This window comes from Photobacterium chitinilyticum (assembly GCF_004104355.1).
Classification (GTDB): Bacteria; Pseudomonadota; Gammaproteobacteria; order Enterobacterales; family Vibrionaceae; genus Photobacterium; species Photobacterium chitinilyticum.
On record NZ_RJLM01000008.1, the window covers coordinates 187,162 to 206,998 of the forward strand.

Annotated in this window: 12 protein-coding genes; all 12 read left to right on the forward strand. The window is 51.3% G+C overall.

Annotated features, from left to right (window positions below):
- Positions 1-86: 86 nt before the first annotated feature.
- The 12 genes from rsmC to EDI28_RS18425 all read left to right on the forward strand — a co-directional run bounded on the left by rsmC (position 87) and on the right by EDI28_RS18425 (position 19,749).
- Complete coding sequence (gene rsmC / locus EDI28_RS18370) at positions 87-1,106, forward strand: 16S rRNA (guanine(1207)-N(2))-methyltransferase RsmC (protein ID WP_128785347.1); 1,020 nt, start codon at positions 87-89, stop codon at positions 1,104-1,106.
- A gap of 309 nt (positions 1,107-1,415) precedes the next feature.
- The gene (locus EDI28_RS18375; protein ID WP_199287459.1) at positions 1,416-4,802 is read left to right on the forward strand and encodes a hybrid sensor histidine kinase/response regulator; all 3,387 of its coding nucleotides are present in this window, start codon (positions 1,416-1,418) and stop codon (positions 4,800-4,802) included.
- A 617-nt stretch (positions 4,803-5,419) separates the two neighbouring features.
- Entirely contained in the window at positions 5,420-7,099 is a 1,680-nt protein-coding gene (locus tag EDI28_RS18380) for an ABC transporter substrate-binding protein (RefSeq protein WP_128785348.1), read from the forward strand.
- 142 nt (positions 7,100-7,241) lie between these two features.
- Positions 7,242-8,228, forward strand: coding sequence for an ABC transporter permease (locus EDI28_RS18385; RefSeq protein ID WP_128785349.1), 987 nt, complete (start codon positions 7,242-7,244; stop codon positions 8,226-8,228).
- Positions 8,229-8,230: 2 nt separating this feature from the next.
- Positions 8,231-9,259, forward strand: a complete 1,029-nt coding sequence (locus EDI28_RS18390) for an ABC transporter permease (protein WP_128785350.1) — start codon at positions 8,231-8,233, stop codon at positions 9,257-9,259.
- Positions 9,259-10,230, forward strand: coding sequence for an ABC transporter ATP-binding protein (locus EDI28_RS18395; protein WP_128785351.1), 972 nt, complete (start codon positions 9,259-9,261; stop codon positions 10,228-10,230). The genes EDI28_RS18390 and EDI28_RS18395 overlap by 1 nt, the downstream gene beginning before the upstream one ends.
- 29 nt (positions 10,231-10,259) lie before the next feature.
- A complete protein-coding gene (locus tag EDI28_RS18400) occupies positions 10,260-11,255 on the forward strand; it encodes an ABC transporter ATP-binding protein (RefSeq protein ID WP_128785352.1) in 996 nt (331 codons plus the stop codon).
- Between the two features lie 11 nt (positions 11,256-11,266).
- Positions 11,267-13,003, forward strand: a complete 1,737-nt coding sequence (locus EDI28_RS18405; RefSeq protein ID WP_128785353.1) for a glycoside hydrolase family 9 protein — start codon at positions 11,267-11,269, stop codon at positions 13,001-13,003.
- A complete protein-coding gene (locus tag EDI28_RS18410) occupies positions 12,996-13,883 on the forward strand; it encodes a glucosamine kinase nucleotide-binding domain-containing protein (protein WP_128785354.1) in 888 nt (295 codons plus the stop codon). Before EDI28_RS18405 ends, EDI28_RS18410 begins: the two co-directional genes overlap by 8 nt.
- Before the next feature lie 9 nt (positions 13,884-13,892).
- Complete coding sequence (locus EDI28_RS18415) at positions 13,893-15,824, forward strand: beta-N-acetylhexosaminidase (protein WP_128785355.1); 1,932 nt, start codon at positions 13,893-13,895, stop codon at positions 15,822-15,824.
- A gap of 39 nt (positions 15,825-15,863) precedes the next feature.
- On the forward strand, positions 15,864-18,269 hold the full coding sequence (locus EDI28_RS18420; protein WP_128785356.1) for a glycoside hydrolase family 94 protein: 2,406 nt from the start codon (positions 15,864-15,866) through the stop codon (positions 18,267-18,269).
- 67 nt (positions 18,270-18,336) lie between these two features.
- Positions 18,337-19,749 (forward strand): phosphoglucomutase/phosphomannomutase family protein, encoded by a 1,413-nt coding sequence (locus EDI28_RS18425; protein WP_128785357.1) that lies wholly within the window; start codon positions 18,337-18,339, stop codon positions 19,747-19,749.
- Positions 19,750-19,837 lie beyond the last annotated feature (88 nt).

Sequence of the window (19,837 nt, forward strand, 5' to 3'; positions counted from 1 at the left end):
GGCTTTGTTGCCTTTTCATGCACAGTAATTTATGGAACAATTCGCGCCCTTAACTTAACTCCATGTAAAGCTAAACTGAGGCCATTATGTCTTACACTGCTGCAAGCCAGGTTGTTGCCCGCCAGCTTGAGTTTTTTGAAAATCGCAAGGTCCTAGTCGTCGGTGAGCTCTCTGACTCATTCCCGCTTGAGCTGACACAGACGGCCAAGTCAGTGGCAGTATTTACCACCAATTATGGCTATCACCGCAGCATGAGCCGTCACAGCCAGATCCAGTCCTATTTTGGGGCCGAGCTGGTCGATGATGCCGATATCGACATGATCCTGCTGTACTGGCCAAAAGCCAAGGCCGAGGCGGAATATCTACTGGCCATGGTACTGGCTAAATTCGGTCTTCAGACTGAAATTTGCATCGTCGGTGAAAACCGCAGCGGTGTGCGCAGTGCCGAAAAGCTCTTCAACCCCTACGGCCCACTGACCAAGTATGATTCGGCCCGCCGCTGTAGCTTCTACTGGGGACGCTGTGATAACGCCGCTCCTGCCTTCGAACTCAGCAGCTGGTTCCGTAGCTACCCCATCAAGGTAGCCGGAACGGAACTGACGATCCGCTCCCTGCCGGGCGTGTTCAGCCATGGCGAATTCGACAAAGGGTCGGAGCTACTGCTTGATACCCTGCCAAAACTGCACGGCAAAGTACTCGATTTTGGTTGCGGGGCCGGTGTCATTGGCGCGGTAATGAAAACCAACAACCCGGATATCGATCTGGAGCTGTCTGATATCAGCGCCCTGGCGATTGAATCAGCCAGAGATACCTTTAAGGTCAACAACTTAGAAGCTAGGTTTACCGCAACAGATGTCTACGTTGCTCTGGAAGGACCTTATGACTACCTTATCAGCAATCCGCCCTTCCATGCCGGCCTAAAAACCTTCTACGCAGCAACAGAAGATTTTATTGCCCAGGCACCACAGTATCTAAAACCGGAAGGTCAGTTGATCATTGTCGCCAACCGCTTTCTCCGCTACCCGCCTTTGATTGAAGCCAGCCTAGGCAGCTGCGAAACGGTTGCCAGTACTAACAAATTCAATATTTACGCCGCGAAAAAATAGTGCTAGCGGGCTGGGAAATTACTCAGCCCTATCACTTCGACCTTCGAAATTAACGTCAATTAGCCTAATTTAGTGCCAATATCACCCCATAACCACGTTAAGATTGTCAATAATGTGTTTCGGCACACGCTTCCCTACTCACTTACTTGATCGCAAAAAAAAACTCAGTATAACTGGGAACATTGGTGTTTTTGCCGACTCGCTAAAAACGTCAAAAGTCACCCTCTTTATTTCAGTCAAACTGAGTTGCAATTAATCATTCGTTGAATTTTATCATCCATTTCCAATAGGTTAAGTTCAGGCACAGGAATGCAGAATACTACCCGTTTCAAGCGCCTCCAGCATACCCTTATGTTGGCTTTTCTGGTGCTCAGTATTACGCCGCTGACACTATCGGCTCTCTTTTTTCTCAATTCTCACACCAACGATCTCACCTCGCAGAGTACTAATCATCTGGCATCGCTACTGGAAAACAAACAAAAGCAGCTCAATAGCTACTTTGCCGCCAGAGAATCTGAAGTACAGAGCTTTGCCCGCTCGGAGCTGGCCAATGCCAGTGGTGGACGTTTTTATGGATTGGTTGGCGCCTTCCACCAATTAGGCGATATTCCGTCGCTCACCAAGGGGATGGCTCCAAGCCGTTACTTCACCGAAACCCTAATCGCCAAGCCTCATAACAGTACCCATAGCGAAAATTATGTCGGTCATGAACGATATCGTCTGATGCATAAGCGCTATAACTGGGCATATGATGAGTATCTGAAACGATCTGATTTTAGTGACATCCTGCTTGTCGATATCAAGGGCAATGTGGTGTATTCCGCCCATAGTCCCGATAAATTCAGCGCTAACCTGCTCGCCGACGACACCCCTTTTATGGCCTTGAAGAAGACGTTTGTCACTATCAAGGAAAACACCCAACAACAGCAGGGCGAGCCGGAGCAAGTTCCTGTCGCCTTTACCGATTTCACGGCCACTTCGTCAGGCAATGAAAATGCTGCCTGGTTTGCCGCCCCGATCATTCAGCAGGGCTACCTACATAGTTATGTTTTCTTCAAGCTGGGCAACCAGTCGATTAGCGACTTTATCGCCGATACCAGCAGCAACTCAAACCATGTACAGACTTTGCTTGTCGGCAGTGACCACCAATCCCGCCTGCCAAACGGCGACACGCTGCCGCAAAATCTCTCGAGCCCGAGTATTGAGGAAGCACTGAACGGCCAAAGCGGTGTCGGCAGCTTCCTTAACTTTAACCAGATCCCGGTACTGAGTGCCTTTGCCCAAATCGATGTACTGGGTAACCTCTGGGCGCTGGTGGTCGAATTACCCGAAGAGGAAGCCTTTGCCCGGATCCGCCAGCTGGAGAAAATATTTGCGGTCGCGATGATCACCGCCATTATCCTGGTGATCATTGCCTCTCACTGGCTCTCTAATTCCATCACGGCACCTTTGCTACGGCTTACCTGGGCGGCCGAACGCGTCTCCGCCGGAGACATGGAGCAAGAGATCACCAGCACCGAGCGCAGCGACGAAATAGGCCGCCTCGCCACCAGCTTTGCCCGGATGCAACGCTCGATCCGCGAGAAAATCAGCCTGATCCGTAAGCAAAATACTGAGCTGGAGCAAAATTTGCTGGTGATCCAGCAACAAAATGATGATTTGCAAACAGCCGATAAGCTGAAGGATGAGTTCCTTGCAACCACATCGCATGAGCTACGTACCCCGCTGCATGGCATGGTTGGTATTGCCGAGTCACTGCTGGCAGGGGCGAGCGGCCCGGTTCAGCATACCCAGCGCCGACAGCTTGAAATGATGATAAACAGTGGCCAGCGCCTGACCAACCTGGTGGACGATCTGCTGGATTATCACAAGATGCGCTATGGCGACATGGATATAAACAAACAGGCTGTGGATGTCGCTTCCGCGGTGCACCTGGTATTAGAACTATCCGGCCACCTGCTCGGCAGCAAGCCAGTCAGGATCATCAACCAGATCCCTGACGGTCTCCCGCCGGTGCTTGGTGACGAACAGCGTCTTGAGCAGGTGCTGTATAATCTCGTCGGCAATGCCATCAAATACACCTCGGAAGGTAAAATCATCCTCTCGGCGACCATTTTGGAGAATCAGCTACGTATACAGGTCGTTGATACCGGACAAGGGATCCCCCCCGAACAGCTTGAGCATATTTTTGAGCCTCTGATCCAGGCCAATACTAATTCGGCCCGCTACCGGCAGGGATCGGGATTGGGGCTGTCAATCAGCCGCCAGCTCATAGAGCTGATGGGAGGCCGACTATATGTCAGCAGCCAACCAATGGTAGGGGCAACATTTAGCTTTACCCTTAACTTGGCATCGAAAGAAGATATTGCCGATAGCCAGCTGGTCAATCGTCGTTCTCATTTCCAGGCACCCTCTCTGGATGCGGCTTTCTGCGAAACAGAAAACATACCGGATAATCCGGATGGCGAGCTGCTCCTGATTGTCGATGACGAACCCGTCAACCTGCAGGTATTGAACAATTTCCTTCGCCTCGAGGGCTACCGGGTCATAACTGCAGACAGTGGGCCTCAGGCATTGAAGCTGCTCGAGACCCAGCAACCGGCACTGATCCTGCTCGACATCATGATGCCTGAAATGTCCGGTTATGAGGTCTGCCAGCACCTTCGGCGAAAACATTCCCGTCTTGAGCTGCCGATCATAATGCTGTCTGCCCTGGGGCAGATTCAGGATCGAATCAAGGGATTCGATAGCGGCGCCAACGACTACCTGACAAAGCCGTTTAACAAAGAAGAGCTGACGGCTCGAATCGGCGCGCATATAAAAGCAGGTCAGACAGAGATTCAACAGCAGAAAAATCAGGCACTACAACAAGAAATTGAACGCAGGGAGCAAGTCGAGGCGGGTCTGCTAGAAGCTCAAACTCGCCTGCTTGGATTGCTGGAGTCGACCAGCGAAGCGATTCTCTGTGTCCAGGGCGGAGGCCGTATCCGCTATGCCAACAGTGCAGCGGGAAAGCTCTTCCACCGCGCACCGGAGCAGCTGGAACGACACAACATTGTCGATATCCTCGCGACTCACCTACCCGAAGATATCAGTAACAGCCATCACTACAACGGCAAACTGCTCTATCGCATCAGCGACGAGCTCATCACCTTGGATACCGATGTCATCAACCTTCCTGAAGAGTCCGGCCTCCAGCGCATGTTTGTGTTTGATAATAACGGCCCGGCCACCCTGCACCGAGTTGAAGTATTGGAGAGTGCCATGGAAGTGCTCTCTGGCTTTGCTTTTGACGGTGACAAGGGATGCTTGCAGCAATTGCGGGAACTGGGGGGAGAGTTTACCCGACTGGCGGACAAGCTGGATGATAATGGCCAAAATAAAGCAGATTCGGTACGCGAGCTGCTGGTTGAGGTAATGAAAGCCACCTTGAAGTTCTGGGAAGAATCATCCAATAAGACCAAGTTTGAATTGGCAGAGGAAAGTGGCTTATGGCGAGTCTACTTGGACCGCAGCACGCTGCAGACCCGTACGCTGGACAAGTATCTGCACCTTGAGACGCTGCCTAAAACTCCGCGCTGGCGTACCGTGCTCAATACCATCGATTTTGTACTTGAGCGCTGCAGCTATCCGAGTCCGGAACGCCATGAGATAGCCACGATGAAGAACAAGCTCCAGCATTTAATTGGCCAGTAGCCTCACTACTTACCCCCACCAATGAGCCCGCCGCACGCGGGCTTTTTTCCGGCCGTGAACTATCCCTTTTTCTGTTCGAAAAAATACTATTCCAGCACAGAAAAACTGCTCAAATTTAGCGCGTCTCGCCTCCAAAAAGCCTTACTGGAACCTCAGAAAAAAATATATTTTGGTTTATGAGAAGCCAATCACAACAAATCAGGCTTTAAAATTTTCCGCAGGGAATTAACCCCAACAGCTACTATGCGTTACATCACAAAGAAAAAACACACTAATCAAGACTGCGTTAATAAAAGAATTAAGAAATAGTAAGTGCACACAAACATCATGAAACAGAGTCTATGAACTGTGAGAATACGCACATGGGACAATATCTACTGAGTGACTCAACAGTGAGGAATTAACGTTTTTTACAGCAACCACTGTCGTTTTGACGTTTTTAACGGGCTTTCAGATTGACGATCATGTCAATCAGGGTTTTCCTTAAGGCACTTAGAGCCTACAAGGCCATTCGATCAGGGCGTATTTGTCACTCTGTCGGAGTGGGCTCAAAAGAAGCCCTTCGGGGCATTCATTTTCCATAAGTGAAACAATAAGCAATAGAGTAAGGAACAGCTATGCTTGCCAATATAAAGAAAACCAAGTTAGCGCTAGCAGTCGTTGCTGCAGCCACTACAATGCTGACAGCACCGGTTGCATCTGCCGCCGACCGCACAGAGCTAACTATGGTACCTAAGTTCTACCCTACTTTTGTACGTAACTTTAACCCGTTCCTACAGACTCAGCTAGATACCGTTCAGGACTTTATCTATGAGCCTCTAGTCGTATTCAACGAACTGCAAGGCAACAAGCCTGTAATGCGCCTGGCGACAGACTACTACATGTCTGACGACCTGCTAAAAGTAACTTTTGAAATCCGTGACGGCGTGAAATGGTCTGACGGTAAAGCGTTCACTGCTGAAGATGTTGCCTTTACATTTAACATGCTGAAGCAATACCCTGAGCTTGACCGTACTGGTATTAACCAGCGTCTGAAGTCAGTAAAAGCCTCTGGCGATAAAGTCACTTTCAATCTGACTGAAGCGAACTCAAACGTACCGTACTTGATTAACGAAGTATCAGTTGTTGCTAAGCATATTTGGAGCAAAATAGAAAATCCAACTCGCTACACCAACGAGAACCCTGTCGGAACAGGTCCGTTCACCGAAATCGAGAAGTTCACACCACAGCTATACACCCAGTGCCGTAACCCAGAATACTGGGACAACAGCAACTTGGATGTAGACTGTTTGCGTCTGCCTCAGGTTGCTGGTAACGACCAGTTCCTGGGTCAGGTATTGAGTGGTCAATTCGACTGGACATACTCGTTCATTCCGGATGTTGACAGCACTTATGCAGCAGCTACTCCTAACAATAAATATTGGTACCCAGCAGGTGGTAGCCAGGCCTTCATGTTCAACTATGAGTCGCCAAAGGCGGGCAACAACGAAGCGATCAACAACATCGACTTCCGCCGTGCTTTCTCTATGGCTATCGACCGTGAAACCATCATCGACATCGCATTCTACGGTGGCGGTGTAGTCAATGACTACGCTTCAGGCCTTGGTCAGGCATTTGCTTCTTGGTCTGACAATACTGTCTACAACAAGTACAAGCCATTTATGACTTACAACGTAGACAACGCCAAAGCCTTGCTGAAAAAAGCCGGCTTCAAAGATTTGAACAACGACGGCTTCGTTGAAACACCTAAAGGTAAAAAGCTTGAGCTGGCCATTCAGTCTCCAAGTGGCTGGACTGACTTCAACAACACAGTACAGCTAGCTGTCGAAATGCTTGAAGAAGTGGGAATCAAAGCGAAAGCAAGCACGCCTGACTTCTCCGTCTACAACCAGGCGATGCTTGATGCCAAGTATGATGTTGCCTACACCAACTACTTCCACGGAGCAGATCCTTACACCTACTGGGATAGCGGTTACCACTCGCGCTTCCAGGCCAACCAGGGGATGCCTCGCTTTGCACTTCACTACTGGAAAAATGCTGAGCTAGACAAACTGCTTGAAGGTTTCTACAAGACGGCAGACCGTGACAAGCAGATGAATATGGCTCACAAGATCCAGAAAATCATTGCCGAAAATCAGGTAACAGTGCCGGTCATGTCTGGTGCCTACACGTCTCAGTACAACACCGCGCGCTTTACTGGCTGGTGGAACGAGAAGAATCCGAAAGGCCGTCCAATGCCTATCACCAATACACAAGAACGTCTGTTACAAGTACTTGATCTAAAGCCTAAAGCTTAATTTAGGTATTAACTTGCGGTGTGCACATTGCACACCGCCTCTTCCCCCCTCTCTATTTGACAGTTATGGCGCTTTGCGTCAGGGGGATTTCTGTCCTGAATCTAGCACAGTACACAAATGCTGGATGATTAAGGTGTGAGTTATGGGATTCTTTATACGACGGCTGTCTTTTTACTTGATAGCGCTTTTATTTGCGGTAACGCTGAACTTTATTTTACCACGCGCGATGCCAGGCGATCCGGTAACGATGATGTTCGCCAATGCCGCGGTACAGGTAACACCTGAGCGCATCGCTGCAATGAAACAGCTACTGGGCTTTGTCGATGGTCCAATCTACGAACAATATTTTGTCTACCTCCAGGGCATTTTGTCTTGGGATCTGGGTATCTCAATTCAGACTTTTCCGCAGACTGTAAATGATGTGATGGCCGGTGCCGTCGGTTGGTCAGTCTTCCTGGCAGGTACCGCTGTTATTCTGGCCTTCTGTATAGGCTCGACCCTCGGTATTTTTGCGGCCTGGAAACGCGGCAGCAAATACGATGCGTTCATTTCACCGGGCATGATGGTGGTACAGGCCGTCCCCCCTGTCGTTGTCGCGATGCTCGTGCTTTACACCTTCGCCATCGGCCTTCGCTGGTTTCCGTCAACCTATGCCTATACCGCAGGAACGATGCCGGACTGGAGCAGCTGGGAGTTCATCAAAGATGTTCTCTACCACGCCGTGCTACCGCTGTTTTGTGCCACCATCATCCAAATTGGCGGCTTCCTGATCAACATGCGTAACAACATGATCAACTTGCTAAACGAAGACTATATCACGATGGCAAAAGGCAAGGGGCTAAGTGAAAACCGGGTGGTTTTCAAATACGCCGCACGTAACGCCATGCTCCCCAGCGTCACCGCCCTGTCGATGGCACTGGGTATGGCAATCGGTGGCCAGCTGATTATCGAGATGATCTTCAACTATCCGGGCCTGGGCACCGTTCTTCTAAACGCAATCAATGCGCGTGATTATCAGGTTCTTCAAGGTCAGCTGCTTATCATGACCCTGTTTATGCTGTTATTTAACTTCATGGCTGACATCCTCATCGTGGCACTTGACCCTCGCCTACGTAAGGGAGGCAAATAATTATGAAAGGTCTAATCAAGTTACTTTCCAGTAACCATAAAGCCCTGGCCGGCTTAATCATTATCACGTTATTTATTTTGGCCGCTATATTTGCCCCGCTAATTACCAAGCATGTCCCTAACAAGAAGACAGGGAACCCACATGAATACCCGGCGTTTATTGTTAAGGCGGCGCAGAATAATCCTGATGGCTGGGTTGCCGAAAACCTAGCCGACAGCCCCCGCACCTTGCGGATGTCAAAGAAAGCCGATCACGTACTGGGCACAACCCGTATGGGGCGCGATGTGTGGTCACAAGTTGTGTATGGCGGACGTACCTCGCTGGCTGTTGGTTTCGGCGCAGGCTTGATGGTTTGTTTTCTGGCTACGTTAGTGGGCGTTTCAGCCGGTTATTTCGGTGGCCGGGTCGATGACATCCTTTCTGCCGCGATGAACATCATGCTGGTGATACCGCAACTGCCGTTGCTGTTTGTTATCGCCGCCTTCATTGGAGAGGCAGGGCCCGTCACGATAACCCTGGTTATCGGGATCACCGCCTGGGCATGGGGCGCAAGGGTTGTTCGGGCACAGACTTTGTCAATCAGAGAGAAAGAGTTCATTAAGGCTGCCGAGGTACTCGGTGAGTCATCAATACGCATTATCTTCGTTGAGATCCTACCCAACCTGATCTCCATTGTGGGTGCAAGCTTCATCGGATCGGTCATGCTGGCCATCATGACCGAAGCAACACTGTCATACCTTGGTCTTGGAGACCCAAGCACCATCAGCTGGGGCAACATGCTTTACAACGTCCAGACATCCTCGTCGATGCTTGTCGGTGCCTGGTGGGAGCTGCTCGTACCGTGTATTGCGCTAACCCTGATTGCTATCGGCCTTGCACTGCTTAACTTTGCAGTCGATGAGATTGCCAACCCGCAGCTACGTTCTCACAAAGGCATGCGCCGTTGGAAAAATATGGCAAACCAAAATAAAGAAAACCAGAAAGAGACTCTAGAAACAGCTCAGCCGGCTCTTCAGGGAGGAGAAAAGTAATGACCAGTCCACAGATCTCCATTCGCAATCTTTGTGTCGACTACATCACCGATGCCGGCGATGTACGTGCGGTAAACAATGTCAGCTTTGATATCGGCAAAGGTGAGGTCTTTGGCCTTGCCGGTGAGTCAGGTTGTGGTAAGTCGACTGTCGCCTTCTCGCTGATGCGTCTCCACAAGCCGCCGGCATTCATTACCGGTGGTGAAGTTATCTTTGACGGCCACGGCGATATTCTCAAGTACAGCGAAGCCGACATCACCGCCTTTCGCTGGAGCCAGATGTCGATGGTGTTCCAGAGCGCAATGAACGCACTCAACCCGGTACTGACGCTGGAAGAGCAATTCTGTGATGTGATCATGCGCCATACCAATATGAGTCGCAAACAGGCAATCCGCCGTGCCGAGGGCCTGCTAGAGATCGTTGATATTCACCCAAGCCGCTTGCAGGACTACCCTCACCAGTTTTCCGGCGGAATGCGCCAGCGCCTGGTTATCGCAATAGCCCTGGCACTGAATCCGAAAATGATCATCATGGACGAGCCGACCACAGCTCTGGATGTCGTGGTCCAGCGTGAAATCCTGCAAAAGATCTATGCACTGAAAGAAGAGTTCGGCTTTTCGATCCTATTCATTACCCATGATATCTCGCTGATGGTCGAGTTCTCCGATCGTATCGGCATCATGTATTCCGGCGAGCTCATCGAGGTCGCCCCGTCAAGACAGATTCTGGAACAACCGTTCCACCCCTATACCGAAGGATTGGGAAATTCATTTCCACCACTGACAGGACCGAAAACACGCCTGACCGGCATCCCGGGGAATCCGTTGAATCTACTAGAAGTACCTCAAGGCTGTCGTTTTCAGGCGCGTTGTAGCAAAGCCCACGATGCCTGCTTCAGCACCGCCACCCAGTTACGTCAACTTGAACCCGGTCGTTTTTCAAACTGCCACCTATTCAATAAATGCAGTTAATAAAAAATAGGAAGCAATGAGGAGGCATTATGAACAAACCTGTCGGACAACCCATTATTGAAGGCAAAAACCTGATTAAGGATTTTGAGGTCAATAGTAATTCGTTAGCAAAATCCAAGATGCGTGCAATCAATGACGTGTCATTCAAGATGTACAAGAGCCGCGGTTTAGCCGTTGTCGGTGAATCAGGATCGGGGAAGTCAACCACGGCAAAAATGATCGCCAAAATGTATCCGCCAACGGGCGGGCACATCGAGCATTACGGCCGGGACATTGCCGATATTACAAAACACAGCGATTTAATGCAGTACCGCCAGGGCGTACAGATGGTATGGCAGGACCCGTTTGGTTCACTGAACCCGACCCATACTATTTTTCACCATATCGCCCGACCGTTGCTGATCCATAAAAAGGTCACTTCGGGCAACAAAAAGGAACTCGAAGAAACAGTTTACAGCCTGCTTGAACAGGTCGGCCTGATCCCGCCGAAAGAAACGGCGGCCAAGTTCCCCCACCAGCTATCCGGAGGCCAGCGCCAGCGTGTCAATCTGGCCCGCAACATTGCCGTCGGTGCCGAGGTCGTTCTGGCTGACGAGCCGACCTCAATGCTCGATGTCTCTATTCGTGCCGGTGTTCTCAACCTGATGGAAGAGATGAAGTTTGAACGAGAGATGGCGCTGCTGTATATCACCCATGATATCGCTACCGCTCGCTATATTGCCGAGGATCTGGCCGTGATGTATGTCGGGCACATGGTGGAATGGGGAGATACCGAGGAGATCATCCATGATCCCCAGCACCCATATACCCAGCTGCTGGTATCGGCGGTTCCTGATACAAAAAAATCCATCCACGAAAAGCTTAAGGGCAACAAGGGCGAGATCCCGCTTTGGACCCCGGAAAGTGTCGGCTGCCCGTTTGCCGGTCGCTGCACCCACGCAGCCAACAGATGCCGAGAACAGCTTCCGGCGGTAACCCAACTATCAGATAACCATTTCGTTCGCTGTTATCTATACGAGAACTAATTGGAGAATTCATGCAGCTGTTAACGAACCACCTTGGCTACGAGCGTTTGGGCGCCAAACAGGCCATTCTGCTGGCAGAACCGGATTTACCGGACACCAGTGTAGAGATCATTCGCGGTCAAGATGATCAGGCTATCATGCAGCTGACTCTCCAGGCCTGTGGCCCCATCGCGCAATGGCACACGGGTTACGCCTATTCGGTTGATTTCACGGCACTCACAGAGTGCGGTGAATTCCGCATTCGGGTTGGCGACATCTTGTCTGAACCATTTTCCGTGGCCGAGGGGCTATTAATGCAGCGCACCTTCAGTGATGTACTGCACTACTTCAAATCCCAGCGCTGCAGCGGGATTTTTGACCATGCCGATCAGCATGCGCCACTGCTAGGCTCCGTTGAAACCGCTGATGTCCGGGGAGGCTGGTACGATGCCTCCGGCGATGTCAGCAAATACCTCAGCCACCTATCTTACAGCAACTACCTAAACCCCCAGCAGACGCCGATGGTGGTGTGGAATATGTTCAAAGCCTTTGAGCTGCTGGAGAACGAAGAAGGTATTGCCGATATTACCCGCACACGCCTGATGGAAGAGGCATTTCACGGTGCGGACTTTTTGCTGCGAATGCAACATTCGCAGGGCTATTTCTATATGACGGTGTTCGACAAGTGGAGTAAGTCCGCAGGACAACGGGAGATTTGTTCATATTCGACCCAGGACGGCATCAAAGCCGATGACTACCAGGCTGCATTTCGTCAGGGCGGCGGCGTATCAATTGCGGCACTGGCGGCGGCCTCCCGCTGGCTAACGGCTGAAATAGCCCTCCAGCTCGGATGGGGGGATGAAACTCAAAGCGAAGCCTACCTGCAAGCCGCCGAAAAAGGCTACTGGCACCTGGTAGAGATGAACACCCAGTACCTCAACAACGGTACTGAAAATATTATTGATGAATACTGTGCGTTACTGGCAGCCGTTGAGTTGTTCAGGACAACAGGCAACAGACGCTATCTTGACGAAGCCAGAAGCTGGGCCAAAAAACTGGCTTCTCGGCAACACTCTGATCATGAGCAAACGCATTACTGGTCGGCAAACAGTGACGGCAGCCGTCCTTACTATCATGCCTCCGAGGCAGGACTGCCCGCTATCAGCCTAATGCAATATCTGGCGATAGAAACAGATGAAAAATGGCAACAGAGCCTAAACGCCATACTCGCCAACACGCTACGCTTCGAGCTCAATATCACCCAAGAAGTCAATAATCCGTTTGGCTATCCGCGCCAATATGTCAAACCCGTTGATGGCGAGAAGTTCAGTACCTTCTTCATCCCTCACCACAACGAAAGCGGTTACTGGTGGCAAGGTGAAAATGCCCGGTTGGCATCGCTTGCAGCCATGGCCTACCTGGCGCAGGCACACCCGCTTGACCGCTCGCTCAAATCAGAGCTAAAGGCCTATGCGCATAAGCTTACAGACTGGCTGCTGGGGCTTAACCCCTTCGACATGTCAATGCTGGACGGACATGGCCGAAACAACCCGGACTACCTCCCCGAGCTTGGCTTTAGCAATGCCAAGGGCGGGGTATGTAACGGGATCACTTCCGGCTTTGACAATGAGCAGGATATCGCCTTCAAGCCGATTCCCTACAAAGATGACATGTTGCAAAACTGGCGCTGGGGAGAGCAGTGGATCCCGCATGGAGGCTGGTATTTGCTCGCAATAACAACACAATATAAGGAAAGACACTTTGGCTAGAATAATCAAATACTTCGTCGGTGTAGACGGGGGCGGAACATCCTGCCGGGCCCGGATCTGCGATCTAGATGGCAATTGCCTTGGCGAGGCCCAAACCGGCAGTGCCAATATCATGCTGGGCGGCAGCGTTGCCATGGCATCTATCCAGGACGCCATTGCCACTGCCGCCTCTTTGGCACAACTGACGAAAGCGGATTACGGCAACATGTCCGTCGGCCTGGCCCTGGCCGGTGCCGAACAAAAAGAATCCTGGTATGAGTTTATGGCACTTCCCCATCCTTATGCCGCCGTCACATTAAATACCGATGCCTACGGAGCATGTCTGGGTGCATGGCGGGGCGAGGAAGGTGCGATCCTTATCGCCGGTACAGGCTCGTGCGGGATCTTGCTGAAAGACAACCAACAGCAGGTTATCGGCGGACGTGAATTCCCGATCTCGGATCAGGGCGGCGGTGCCGTTATGGGGCTACGCCTGATCCAGCAGGTACTGCTCAGCATCGATGACATCGTCCCTCACACACCACTGGCCCAGCATGTCATGAGCCATTTCGATCATGATGTCGATACCATTGTCAGCTGGTCCAAAACAGCCCGGCCTTGTGACTACGGTCAGTTCTCGCCGGCCATTTTTGCCCATGCCGCCGAAGGAGACAGCCTGGCCATCACTTTGCTGAATCAAACCGCAGCCGATGTTGAAATGTTGCTGTCGGCATTGATTAAACGTGGCGCCGAGCAAATCTGCCTCATGGGCAGTATCGGTGAACATATCCAGCCATGGCTGGTACCGCCGCTAAAAGCCCGACTTGCTCTTCCTCAGGGGGATGCCATGGATGGGGCAATTGCGATGGCAAAAGGTTGTCATAACCTTTACCCACTTTAAGGGGCCGCCATGAGTTACCGTCTCGATTTGACCGTGATAAGCAAAAGTGAGCAACAGTCTCACTTTGCCCTGACCCTGCATAACCTCAGCGATCAGGCACAGGAAAACTGGTCGTTGCATTTCACGTTCTGCCGCTGGATCCAGGCAGAGACGCTTTCCAATGGTCAACTCAAGCAACTGGGTAGCTACTGTACTTTGACGCCGGGAAATTCGGCGCCATTGAGCCCAAACTCCCATTTCTACACTGAGTTCACCGTAGGCACCAAGCCCTTCACTCTATACGATGAAGGAATAGTGGAAGCATTCTTAAACACATCGCCAGAAGGCAGCTTTATCAAGCCGATTCCGGTTAAGGTCACCACGATTAACCTCGATCAGCCTGCTACCGAACCGCTTTCTATACCACTGCCCAAGGCAAAATCAATCAACCTGATCCCTGCACCCGAATCACTGATCAGACTACCGGGAGAATTCAGGCTAAACTCGGGCACAGCCATAACGCCTCCGACGGATAAAGCCAGTGGCAGCACTCGCTGGCTCCAGGCCGAGTTGGGTCACTTGCTGCATGAAGATATTCCGATTCACCAGGCAGGCAATATCAGCTATCAGCTTCATGGCGATCTTGCCGATGGTGCTTATTGCCTGTTGGTCGAACCCGATCATATCTGGCTTCAGGCGGGCTCGGAATCGGGTTTTGTTCATGCAACGGCCTCGCTGCTACAGCTGATCCCGGCGAGCCCTGCCCATCAGGTTCAGGCGGCATATATGATCCCGATGGTTGAGATCCAGGATCAACCTAATTATCAATATCGGGGAATGATGCTTGACTGTGCCCGGCACTTTCATCCGATCAGGCGGCTCAAGCATCTGATCGATCATCTGGCACGCTATAAATTCAACACCTTCCATTGGCACCTGACTGACGACGAAGCCTGGCGTATCGAGATTGATGCCTACCCGGATCTCACCCGGATCGGTGCCTGGCGGGGACCGAACGAAGTCATACAACCTCAGTTTACAACCATCAGCCAACGGTATGGAGGCTACTACAGCAAACAAGAAGTACGTGACCTGATCGCCTATGCCAATGATCGCGGCGTTACCATCATTCCGGAGATCGATATTCCCGGCCACTGCCGCGCCGCAATAAAGTCATTGCCCGATCTGCTGGTCGACCCAAACGATGAGTCGGAGTACCGCAGCACGCAGTGGTATTCAGACAATATTCTGTCTCCGGCACTCAAAGGCACCTATACCTTCATCGCCAATGTGCTGGAAGAAATATGCGAGCTCTTTCCCGCTCCCTACATCCATATCGGCTGCGACGAAGTCCCCAAAGGTGCCTGGACCAAAAGTCCGGCCTGCCAGCAGCTGATGGAGCAACACGGCTATCAGGATCCGCGAGAGTTGCAAGGTCATATCCTGCGCTTTGCCGAGGAGATACTGCAAGCCAGGGGCAAGCGGATGATGGGTTGGGAAGAGGCTGCGAATGGAAACAAAATCAGCAAAGATACCCTGATTTATTCATGGCAGAACGAAGAGGCCGGGCTGATATGTGCGCGCGAAGGCTATGACGTCATCATGCAACCGGCTCAATATACCTACCTTGATATGACACAGGGATACTCTGCCGATGAGCCCGGTTCCGACTGGGCCTGCAAGCTTCCTCTCGATGTTGTCTATAGCTACAAGCCCTTGTCATCACTCGATGTTAATGACCCGGTACACAAGAAGATCCTCGGTATTCAGGCAGCGCTGTGGTGTGAATTGGTCAATAGCCAGAGTCGTTTCGAATACATGATTTACCCGCGCCTACTGGCCATTGCCGAACTGTGCTGGACCAAGCCAGAAAAAAGAAACTGGAAAGATTTCAAGGCCCGCCTGAATGGTCAGCTCGCATATCTAGACAAAGCTGGCATTAATTACCGTCGTTGTGAATAGCTACTCACAACCAGTGAAAACATTTAAAAGGATTGAAAAATGAAATACGGTTATTTTGATAACGACAACAGAGAGTATGTCATCACTCGCCCTGATGTCCCGGCTCCTTGGACCAACTACCTCGGAACGGAAAAGTTTTGTACGGTTATTTCGCACAATGCCGGGGGATATTCATTCTACAACTCTCCGGAGTACAATCGCGTAACGAAATTTCGCCCGAACGGAACCTTTGATCGCCCGGGCCACTATGTATACCTTCGCGATGACGATACAGGCGATTACTGGTCGATTTCTTGGCAGCCCGTAGCCAAAAGCCTCGACGAAGCCAGCTATGAGGTCCGTCACGGCCTCTCATATTCAACATTCAAATGTGAATACAACGGCATTAAAGCATCGAAAACCTTGTTCGTACCGAAAGGCGAGGATGCGGAAATCTGGGATGTTGTAATCAAAAATGATAGCGACAAGCCGCGTACGATCAGTGCTTTCTCGTTTGTTGAGTTCTCTTTCAGCCACATTCAGTCTGACAACCAGAACCACCAGATGAGCCTTTACTCTGCCGGCACCTCTTATAACGAAGGGGTAATTGAGTATGACTTGTACTACAACACCAACGATTTTGAAGGATTCTACTATCTAGCCTCGACCTTTGATCCCGATAGCTATGACGGCCAACGCGACTCATTCCTTGGCCTCTATCGTGATGAATCCAACCCGCTTGCGGTTGAGCAGGGCCAGTGCACGAACACCGTGAAAACCTGCTACAACCATTGTGGTTCACTGCATAAGCAATTTGTTATCCAGCCTGGAGAAGAAGTGCGTTTTGTCTATATCCTCGGTTTGGGCAAAGGCAACGGCGAAAGGCTAAGGGCCAAGTACCAGAACCTGGACAATGTCGATACGGCGTTTGCAGCGATAAAATCTCACTGGGATGAGCGCTGTGCCAAGTTCCAGGTGAAATCGCCGAATGAAGGCCTGGATACCATGCTCAATATCTGGACGCTATACCAGGCCGAGACCTGTGTTGTCTGGTCTCGTTTTGCCTCCTTCATCGAGGTCGGTGGCCGTACCGGACTGGGCTACCGTGATACCGCGCAGGATGCCATGGCCGTGCCTCACGCCAACCCGGAAATGACCCGCAAACGCCTTGTTGATCTGCTTCGCGGCCAGGTCAAGGCAGGATACGGTCTCCACCTCTTTGATCCTGATTGGTTCGATCCGGAAAAAGCCGATGTTGAGCCGTCAAAATCACCAACTGTCGTTCCGACACCAAGTGATGAAGACAAGATCCACGGTATCAACGATACCTGTTCTGACGACCACTTATGGCTCATCCCGACCATCTGCCGATACGTCATGGAAACCGGCGAAACCAGTTTCTTTGACGAGGTGATCCCGTATGCCGATGGCGGTGAAGCGACGGTCTACGAGCACATGAAGGCGGCGCTTAATTTCACCGCCGAGCATGTTGGCCGCACTGGCATCGCCAAAGGGCTTCGCGCTGACTGGAACGACTGCCTGAACCTCGGCGGCGGCGAATCATCCATGGTGGCTTTCCTTCACTACTGGGCAATTCAAGAATTTGTTGACCTAGCCAAGTTCCTCGGCAAAGACGAAGACGTCGCCCGTTATGAAGATATGGCCGGAGGGGTGCAAAGCGCTTGTGAAAAGCACCTTTGGGATGAAGACGGCGGCTGGTATATCCGTGGTATTACCAAAAATGGTGAGAAAGTGGGTACCAACGAACAGGTCGAGGGCAAGGTTCACCTAGAGTCCAATACCTGGGCGGTGGTATCTGGTGCCGTTACTCAGGATCGCGGTGAAAAAGCGATGAATGCCGTCGATGAATACCTGTTCTCCGATTACGGGCTTCACCTCAATGCTCCGTCTTTTGCGACCCCGAATGATGACATTGGCTTCGTGACCCGTGTTTATCAAGGGGTTAAAGAAAACGGCGCCATTTTCTCCCACCCGAATCCGTGGGCCTGGGTCGCAGAAGCCAAGCTGGGTCGCGGTGATCAGGCGATGAAGTTCTATGATGCACTAAACCCGTACAACCAGAACGACATGATTGAGCAACGTGTGGCCGAACCGTATTCCTATGTCCAGTTCGTCATGGGCCGTGATCACCAAGATCACGGCCGAGCCAATCATCCGTGGCTAACCGGATCTTCTGGCTGGGCATATATTGCAGCCACGAACTTTATTCTCGGGGTACGTGTCAGCTTCGAAGGGCTGGTGGTTGATCCATGTATTCCGACAGACTGGCCGGGCTTTGAGGTAACACGCCAGTGGCGTGGGGCAACCTACAATATCAAGGTTGAAAACCCGGATCATGTCAGCAAGGGCGTGAAATCAATCATCCTTAATGGCGAGCTTCTCGAGGGAGCAATTCCGGCACAGGCCGAAGGTTCGGTGAATACTGTCACCGTTGTAATGGGTTAAGTACTTTTTTGGGGGTGGTTTTCGCCCCCTACTTTTCGTTTTCCACAGAGAGAAATAGGAGTTCCACATGATTCAATTTGGAACTGGTGGCTGGCGCGCCCTGATCGGTGAGGAATTCACCAAAGCCAACGTACAGCTGGTGGCGCAAGCAGTAGCCAATATCATGATTGCAGAAAAGGTAACCGACAACGGCTTTGTGATCGGTTATGACCGTCGATTCCTGTCCGACAAGGCCGCGGCCTGGTTTTCGGAAGTACTGGCTGGCAATGGTATTCAGGTTAGCTTTATCAACAAATACGTACCGACCCCGATAGTCATGTTTAAGTCCAAGCAGATCGGGGCCACGTACTCGGCATGCATTACCGCATCACACAACCCTGCAGACTACAACGGCATTAAAGTCTTCATCGAAGGAGGACGTGATGCCGATGAAGTGATCACCCAGAAGATCGAAACACAGACTGCCAGCCTGTCTGGATCTGATATCAAATCTGTCGAGTTTGATCATGCACTGAACGACAAGCTGATACAGATTATTAATCCGATGAACGAGTTTGTGGATTCAATCATCGACTTTATTGACGTGGAAGCCATCAAGCAAGCCAATTTGCGTGTACTGATCGATCCCATGTTCGGAGTGGCTAAGAACGCACTGCAAACCGTACTGATCACCGGCCGCTGCGATGTCGACGTTATCAATGATAGCCAGAACCCGGCCTTTGGCGGCCTGATGCCATCTCCCAATGCCGCCACACTCTATCGCTTAAAGCATATGGTGGCTCATGAGGGGTATGATATTGGCATCGGCACTGACGGCGATGCCGACCGCCTGGGGATCATCGACGAGAAAGGCAACTTCATCCATCCCAACGAGGTGTTGCTGCTGCTCTATTACTACCTGCTTGAGTACAAAGGGTGGACGGGTTCGGTGGTCCGCAACATCGCGACGACCCACCTGCTGAACAAAGTCGCCGAGGCACATGGCGAGAAATGCTTTGAGGTGCCTGTTGGTTTCAAGCATGTCAGCTCGCAAATGGAAGCTGACGATTCGCTGATCGGCGGTGAAAGCTCTGGCGGCCTGACAATTCGCGGTCATATCAAAGGCAAGGATAGCGTATTCGCCTCCAGCCTGCTGGTAGAGATGATCAGTACGACCGGCAAAAAACTGTCTGAAATGCTCGATGAAATCTACGGTAAATATGGATATGCCTATACGGCAGAGGGGGACTGCACCTTCAAGCCAGCCGAACGCCAGCGTCTATTCGACAAAATTTATGTCGAGAAGGAGCTGCCTGAATTTGCCTACGACATTGAGAAGGTCAGCTACGCCGATGGGGCCAAGGTCTATTTCAAGAATGGCGGCTGGGCATTGGCTCGTTTCTCGGGCACCGAGCCTTTGCTACGTCTGTTTGCAGAAATGGAGGATAAAGAGCAGGCCGAGGCCATCATCCAGCAACTGAAAGACTTTTTACAGCTTTAGCAACGCAGTTCAGCCTTCCGGATCAGCAATACTCACTGCCGAACTGCTGATGCTATACCAATCGGGATAAGGAAGTGTTGAGTCCATT

What these genes read in the sequence shown, in the direction of transcription:
- rsmC (WP_128785347.1), top strand. Translation starts at nt 87, where the DNA reads ATGTCTTACACTGCTGCAAGCCAGGTTGTTGCCCGCCAGCTTGAGTTT.
- EDI28_RS18375 (WP_199287459.1), top strand. Translation starts at nt 1,416, where the DNA reads ATGCAGAATACTACCCGTTTCAAGCGCCTCCAGCATACCCTTATGTTG.
- EDI28_RS18380 (WP_128785348.1), top strand. Translation starts at nt 5,420, where the DNA reads ATGCTTGCCAATATAAAGAAAACCAAGTTAGCGCTAGCAGTCGTTGCT.
- EDI28_RS18385 (WP_128785349.1), top strand. Translation starts at nt 7,242, where the DNA reads ATGGGATTCTTTATACGACGGCTGTCTTTTTACTTGATAGCGCTTTTA.
- EDI28_RS18390 (WP_128785350.1), top strand. Translation starts at nt 8,231, where the DNA reads ATGAAAGGTCTAATCAAGTTACTTTCCAGTAACCATAAAGCCCTGGCC.
- EDI28_RS18395 (WP_128785351.1), top strand. Translation starts at nt 9,259, where the DNA reads ATGACCAGTCCACAGATCTCCATTCGCAATCTTTGTGTCGACTACATC.
- EDI28_RS18400 (WP_128785352.1), top strand. Translation starts at nt 10,260, where the DNA reads ATGAACAAACCTGTCGGACAACCCATTATTGAAGGCAAAAACCTGATT.
- EDI28_RS18405 (WP_128785353.1), top strand. Translation starts at nt 11,267, where the DNA reads ATGCAGCTGTTAACGAACCACCTTGGCTACGAGCGTTTGGGCGCCAAA.
- EDI28_RS18415 (WP_128785355.1), top strand. Translation starts at nt 13,893, where the DNA reads ATGAGTTACCGTCTCGATTTGACCGTGATAAGCAAAAGTGAGCAACAG.
- EDI28_RS18420 (WP_128785356.1), top strand. Translation starts at nt 15,864, where the DNA reads ATGAAATACGGTTATTTTGATAACGACAACAGAGAGTATGTCATCACT.
- EDI28_RS18425 (WP_128785357.1), top strand. Translation starts at nt 18,337, where the DNA reads ATGATTCAATTTGGAACTGGTGGCTGGCGCGCCCTGATCGGTGAGGAA.